At 66.3% G+C, this 6,038-nt stretch carries 6 protein-coding genes; 4 read left to right on the top strand and 2 right to left on the bottom strand.

From position 1 onward, the window contains the following. Nucleotides 1-264 precede the first annotated feature (264 nt). Nucleotides 265-1,962 (bottom strand): FAD-dependent oxidoreductase, encoded by a 1,698-nt coding sequence (locus QMC81_08340; protein MDI6907478.1) that lies wholly within the window; start codon nucleotides 1,960-1,962, stop codon nucleotides 265-267. A 95-nt stretch (nucleotides 1,963-2,057) separates the two neighbouring features. Then, on the bottom strand, nucleotides 2,058-2,432 hold the full coding sequence (locus QMC81_08335; GenBank protein ID MDI6907477.1) for a hypothetical protein: 375 nt from the start codon (nucleotides 2,430-2,432) through the stop codon (nucleotides 2,058-2,060). A 235-nt stretch (nucleotides 2,433-2,667) separates the two neighbouring features. Between QMC81_08335 and QMC81_08330 the strand changes: the two genes are divergently transcribed. The 4 genes from QMC81_08330 to QMC81_08315 all read left to right on the top strand — a co-directional run bounded on the left by QMC81_08330 (nucleotide 2,668) and on the right by QMC81_08315 (nucleotide 6,036). After that, nucleotides 2,668-3,825, top strand: a complete 1,158-nt coding sequence (locus QMC81_08330; protein ID MDI6907476.1) for a GDSL family lipase — start codon at nucleotides 2,668-2,670, stop codon at nucleotides 3,823-3,825. Then, nucleotides 3,822-5,048: an MBOAT family O-acyltransferase gene (locus tag QMC81_08325; protein MDI6907475.1), complete on the top strand. Its 1,227-nt coding sequence runs from the start codon at nucleotides 3,822-3,824 to the stop codon at nucleotides 5,046-5,048. The genes QMC81_08330 and QMC81_08325 overlap by 4 nt, the downstream gene beginning before the upstream one ends. 284 nt (nucleotides 5,049-5,332) lie before the next feature. Continuing rightward, nucleotides 5,333-5,920: an accessory gene regulator B family protein gene (locus QMC81_08320; GenBank protein MDI6907474.1), complete on the top strand. Its 588-nt coding sequence runs from the start codon at nucleotides 5,333-5,335 to the stop codon at nucleotides 5,918-5,920. Beyond that, entirely contained in the window at nucleotides 5,917-6,036 is a 120-nt protein-coding gene (locus tag QMC81_08315; GenBank protein ID MDI6907473.1) for a cyclic lactone autoinducer peptide, read from the top strand. Before QMC81_08320 ends, QMC81_08315 begins: the two co-directional genes overlap by 4 nt. The last annotated feature ends 2 nt before the right edge of the window (nucleotides 6,037-6,038 follow it).

Below are 6,038 nucleotides of genomic sequence, written 5' to 3'. Positions count from 1 at the left end.
CCTGCCGCGCCGCGGCGCAGCCGGCGAAGCTGCCGCCGTAGACGACGACGCTGTAGCGCGGGGCGCCATCGGCGGCGGCCCAGGCGCCGAGGCCGCCGAGGGCGATGACGAGCACGGCCAGGGCGGCGAGGACGGCGGCGATGTTACGGGAGAAGCGTGTGGCGAAGAAGTCCATGACCTCATTATAAACGGGCGGGCCGGAGTTCGGCCCGTAGGTTTTTTAAAGTTGAGTTTTAAGTAAGGGGCCTGACCCCTTACTTAAAACTACTTGTCGACGCGGGCGCCGCGGGCGCGGAGGGTGTCGCGCACGGCGAGCACGTCCTTGTAGGTGAAGGCGTTCACCGGGCGGCCGGTGGCCAGGCTGTGCGCGGCGGCCACCCCGGCGGCGTCGCCGCAGACCGTGAGGTTGGGGATGACGCGTGCCGCGCCCCAGGCCTCGTCGGCGGTCCGCTGGGCGTAGCCCGGCAGGAGCAGGTTGGCGGCGTACGGGGTGGTGAGGGCCGCGTACGGCACGTAGTACGGGTTGACGGCCTCGCCCTGGCTCTTCAGGGTATGGTTCTCGGTCGGGTCGTTCTTGAGGTAGCCGTGCAGGTCGACAAGGTAAAAGCCCAGGCCCACCCGCCAGGGGTAGTTCTCCCGGTCCAGACCGTGGAAGGCGTCCGGCCCGGCCCCGCGAACGTGGGCGGGGGTCAGGGCGTAGTTGGTGTTGCTTGTCCCGGGCGCGACGGCGTCGGCGTCGGTCACGGCGTGGATGGTCTCCCGGAGGTAGAGGATCTCGCCGACGACGGGGCTGCCGTCCGGGCGGCGCACCAGCTCCACGCCGGAGAAGCCGGGCAGGCTGCGCAGGGCGGCGAGGAAGGCCGGCGACTGGACCTCGGCGACGGCCTCACGGTAGGCGGTGTCGATGTCCCAGGTTCCCGGCGGGGAGTCCTGGGGCCAATGCGGGGTGCCGCGGTCGATCTGCTGCAGGCGGCCGTCGACCCCGTGGATGACCAGGGCGTTGACCCACCAGGTGCCGGGCTCGTCCTCGGCGATGTTGTAGGCCTTCAGGGTAAAGGGCGTGCGGCGCGCGTTATAGGTCTGGATGATCGGGTTTTCCAGCCAGACGCTGCGCTGGCCGCCCCAACCCAGCCAGGAGCCGTTGCCGTCCTTGACGTAGAAGAAGTCCGGCCGGCCGAGGGCGTTTCTATAAGCGAGGGCGGCCTGGACGTCGATCCCGCGGACTTTGAACATGAGGGTGGCCGGCTGCTGGTGGTTGTCCCCGGTGCGGTCGAAGCGGCCGGTGGTGACGGGCACGCCGGCCAGGCGGGTGAGACGCCCGTTGTCCGAGGCGTCGATGAAGACCTTGCCGGTGAGGCGCAGCGCCGGCCCGGCCCACTTGACGGCCAGGTCGGCGGGGTCGCGCTGCACTGGCCGGATGTCGATGTGGGTAATGACGCCGTCAGCGGCGGCGACGTTTTCAATCTCGTGCCGGAAGTAGATCTGCACCCGCCCGCGGGAGTTGTCGACCACGTCCTTGTACAGCGTGCGGGCCATCTCGGCGGTGGGATAGCCCTGGCCGTACTTCGCGAACCAGCGGGCGAAACTGCCGCCGGCCACGGACCGGCCGTGCCAGCGGCGCAGGTCGAAAAAGTTCATCCCGCCGACGGTGCCGATGGAGCCCAGGGCGCTCTCGGGAACGACGAGGGCGATCTTCTGTTCCGGGGGCAGCAGGTCGGAGGCCTGGATGACCGTGGCGCAGCCCGCGAAGCCGCCGCCGTAGACGACCAGGTCGTAGACCTCGGTGCGCTCCGGCGGGGCGGGCGGCCACGGGTTGTAGACGGCCTCCTCCACGGCTATGGCGACCTTGTCCGGGTCCGGGCCCTCGGCCCGGGCCGGGGCGGACATGATGAAGCCGAGGATGAGGACAAGGAAGATCAGAATAGCAGTGGAACTGCGGTAAGAAAGACGTCCGTTCGGCATGGCTCTAAGTTCTCGTCTGACTCCTTGGAATTCTATAAAGTTAAGTGCCTGGCCCCCAACCCGAATGAGCTTTGCGTAACTCCTTATTAAGTTAACTATGTAACTCCTTTGATCATTTCTAGCTCCTGCTCATGGGACTCCAGGCGGTTACTGATCCGTTTAATGTCATCCAAGACGTACTTCAATTCATTCTTAATCTCTTCTGTGTCCTTCTTGACGGCCTTGAGTTCTTTCTCCATCCGTTGCAGGCGGAGACCCTGGCTTTGTTGCTCCTTACGGAGTTCGTCCTGTCCCCGGCGGAGTTCATCCAGGCCCCCGTGAAGCTCTTGGTAGCCCTGGCGGAGTTCATCTTGTCCCCGGCGGAGTTCATCGAGGCCCCCGCGGAGCTCTTGGTAGCCCTTGCGGAGTTCGTCCTGTCCCTTCTCCAGGCCGGTTAACCTATCCAGGATTTGTCTTAGAATCTCTTCCACGGTGGACCCTCCTGACAGTCCTCTCTTTTGCATCCTACCATGGAAAGACCACGGCAGGGAATAGTTTGAGGGACTGGTAGGGCTTTCATCGCGCCGGAGATTTCCTACAACCCCCCTGCAGGAAATGCGTCGGCGCGGGGCGAACCCTGTCACCCGTATGTCAAACGCACCGCTTACAGAAACCAACCGGCGGGGTTCCGCGGCCCGGCGTGCGCTCCCGGCGGGAACACGCCGTATGGCCCGCGTCTGGGCCTTTGTGCTGGTCTTTCTGCTGCTGGCCGAGCTGGCGCTGCCGCCGTTGAAGGCCTACTATTATAACCGGCACGAGGCCGGCTTTGTGTTCGGCGAGCGGCTGCCGAACAAATTCATCCTCATCCACAAGGAGTTTCCCGCCGCCCTGCGCTACATCGAGCGCCACCGCGGCGACTACGACGTGAACGTCGTCATGCTCGGGGACTCCATCGTCTGGGGCGCGGGGCTGGGCGTGCGCGGGGACCAGACCATCTCGGCCTACCTGGAGGATGAGTTGGCGCGGCGCCTGCCCGGCCGCAAGGTGCGGGTCTGGAACCTGGGCATCCCGGGCAGCGAGCCGGGGGATATGTACTTCGCCCTGCGCCGGGTGGAACGCCTGCAGCCCGACGCCGTCGTCGCCGACTTCAACATCATCTTCTACAACCCGAAGAGTATCGCCGACCCGGTGGCCTTCGACTGGCTCTACCTAGACTACGGCATCACGCCGGAGTCGATCCCGGAGGTGCGCGCGGTGTGGGACCGGCCGCTCGGGGACCGGGTGGCCGACTTCCTGGCCATGCGCTGGCGGCTGTACCGGGAGCGGGAGTGGATCAACGCCCTGCTCTTCAAGGAGTACCCGCGCCAGCGGTTCGCCAACGGGGTGAAGGCGCTGGTCAACCGGGCGCTTAACGGTGCCCCGGCACCCGCCCCCGCCCCCGCGCCGGGCGGGAAGCGGTGGTACGAGCAGGACTGGAAGGCCCAGCTGGCGCGCGTGGCCTTCATGTATGACCCGGCGCCGCTGGATCCGGCGCATAACGCCGCCTGCGGCTTCACGGCGGCCACCCTGCGCCGCCTGAAGGAGCGGGGGATGCCGGCCCTGGTCTTCAAACCGGACCATAACGAGGCCATGCTCGGGAAGCTGGCCTCGGCGCCGGGCTTCAGGGCGAATGTCGCCGTCCTTGACGGGCTGCTGCGCGAGAGCGGCGTGCCCTACCTTGACCTGGAGGGCCGGGTGCCCTCGGACTTCTTCGCCGACCATGTCCACCTGACGGCCGAGGGCAACCGGGTGGCGGCCCGGGAGCTGGCCGCGGCGCTGGTCCCGCAGCTCGCGGCGCAGCCGGGTGAGGGCGGCGCGGCGCGGGAGGGGGTGGCGGTGAAGTGATCTTCACGACCGGTATCTTCGCCGTCTTCCTGGCCCTGGCCCTGGCCGCCTACTGGTTGGTCCCGCGCCGGTGGGCGAAGTACGTCCTCATCCTGGCGGGCTTCGTCTTCTACACCTACTACTTCCCGCTGTACTTCCTGCTCATCGCGGCCATGACTGTCCTGACCTACGCGGCGGGGCTCATGATCTTCCGTACCCGGGAGGGGGGCGGGCGGCTGCCCGGAACGCGCTGGTGGTTCGTGGCCGGGATCCTGCTGTCCGTCCTGACGCTCGGGTACTTCAAGTACTGGAAGATGGCCGTGGCCACGGTGAACGCCCTGGCGGACCGCCTGGACTGGGGCGTCGCCATCCCGGCACCGCAGATCCTGGTGCCGCTGGGAATCTCGTTCTTCACCTTCGAGTTCATTCACTACCTGACGGATGTCTACCTGGGGAAGATCCGGCGGGAGACGGTCAACCCGGTGGACTTCACCCTCTTCGCCTTCTTCTTCCCGACCCTGGTCTGCGGGCCGATCAAGCGTTACCAGGCCTTCCAGGAGCAACTCGCGCGGCCGGTGCGCTTCGACCCGGGCGGGTTCCTGGCCGGCGGCAGGCGGGTGGTCTGGGGAATGTTTCAGAAGCTGGTGATCGCCGACACGGTGACGTTGCTGACCGGCCCGCTCACGGCGCCCGAGACGTCGAGCACGGCCCTGGTCGTGGTCGCCGTGTATGCCTATGCGGCGAAGATTTACTTCGACTTCTCGGGCTACTCGGACATCGCCATCGGCATCAGCCGGATGTTCGGCCTGGCGGTGCCGGAGAACTTCGCGGCGCCCTACCGCTCGGCGAGCATCGCCGAGTTCTGGCGGCGGTGGCACATGTCGCTCTCGTCCTGGATCCGGGACTACCTGTTCATCCCCCTGGGCGGCAGCCGGGTGCCGCTGTGGCGCACGGTGTTCAACCTGGGGGCGGTCTTCGCCGTCTGCGGCCTGTGGCACGGGGCGGCCTGGAACTTCGTCGTCTGGGGCCTGTGGCACGGGGTGGGGATGGGGGTGCACCGCGTCTGGCGGACCTTCACCAAGGGGCGGCTGCCGTGGGCCGAGGGGCGGACGGCGCACGCCGTCTCGGTGCTGGTCACCTTCCACTTCGTGGCCCTCGGGTGGGTGCTCTTCGCGGCCCCGCTGGATAAGGCCGTGCTGGTCTTCAAAAAGCTCGCCCTGGCCCTTTTAACTCAAGGGTTTTAGGTTATCTACGGGGGTGGTCTTGGGATGCGGGACCTTCTGATCGATTTCCTGGTGGCGCTGGGCATCTTCGGGCTGATCGTGCTCTGCGTTCTCTTTGCCTCGGGCACGGAGTCGCGGTTCATCTACACCGACTTTTAGGAGAGGCCCAACCCAGGGCCCCTTCCTCCTAACGACAAAGTCGAATCCTGGAGGAATAAGTCGATAAGTTTTCCCAATTAAGGCAGGAAATTCAAAAAAAGCGGAGAAAGACAATTCAATAGCTAATTGAGTTTGAGGGTGTCGCTATGAGCCGCCTGCATGCGTTGGCCGTCGAACTGGCCCGGGAGAGCGGGCGAAACGCCAATGTTGTCGAGTACGGCCTGAAGGTCGGCATTTACAACCTGGTGTCGATGGCCTGCGTGCTGCTGGCCGGCTGGGCCCTGCGGGTGCTCCCCGAGGTGCTGGCCGCCTACATTGCCGCCGGCAGCCTGAGGATCGCCGGCGGGGGCGTACATACCTCGACGCCGGCGCTGTGTACGGTCGTGAGCACCGCGGTCTACGGTGCGGCCGGGCTGCTGGGCCACGCCCTGGGGCCGCTGATAGGTGGAGCCGCTCTGGAGATCTTGGCTGTGGCCGTTTATCTCTGGCTTCTGTTAGCCATAGTCAGGTTCGCGCCCCGTGATGTGCCCGCGAAGCCCATCCCGCCCGAGCGGAGGGCCAAGCTGCGCCGGCTGGCCCTGACTGTCTGGGCGGTATGGGGCGGAATCACCTGGTGGGCCCTGGCTGCGGAAGTGCGGTCGGAGTTGGTTCTGGCGGCGGTACTGGGTCTGGTGCTGCAGAGCCTGTCCCTGGTGCCGTCGGCAAACAAGGACGAAAGGAGGCGACAAACGTGAGAAGGTACATCTTCCTTGGGTTGGCGACACTCTTGACCTGGCTGGCGGCGGCGAATGTGGCCTTCGCCTGCGGAGGCCACTGGTACGAGCCGGAAGTGCCGCTGGAGTTGAGGTAGAA

It is taken from the genome of Thermoanaerobacterales bacterium, from assembly GCA_030019475.1.
Lineage (GTDB): Bacteria > Bacillota > Desulfotomaculia > Desulfotomaculales > JASEER01 > JASEER01.
This window is presented reverse-complemented; position numbering and strand designations above follow the sequence as displayed.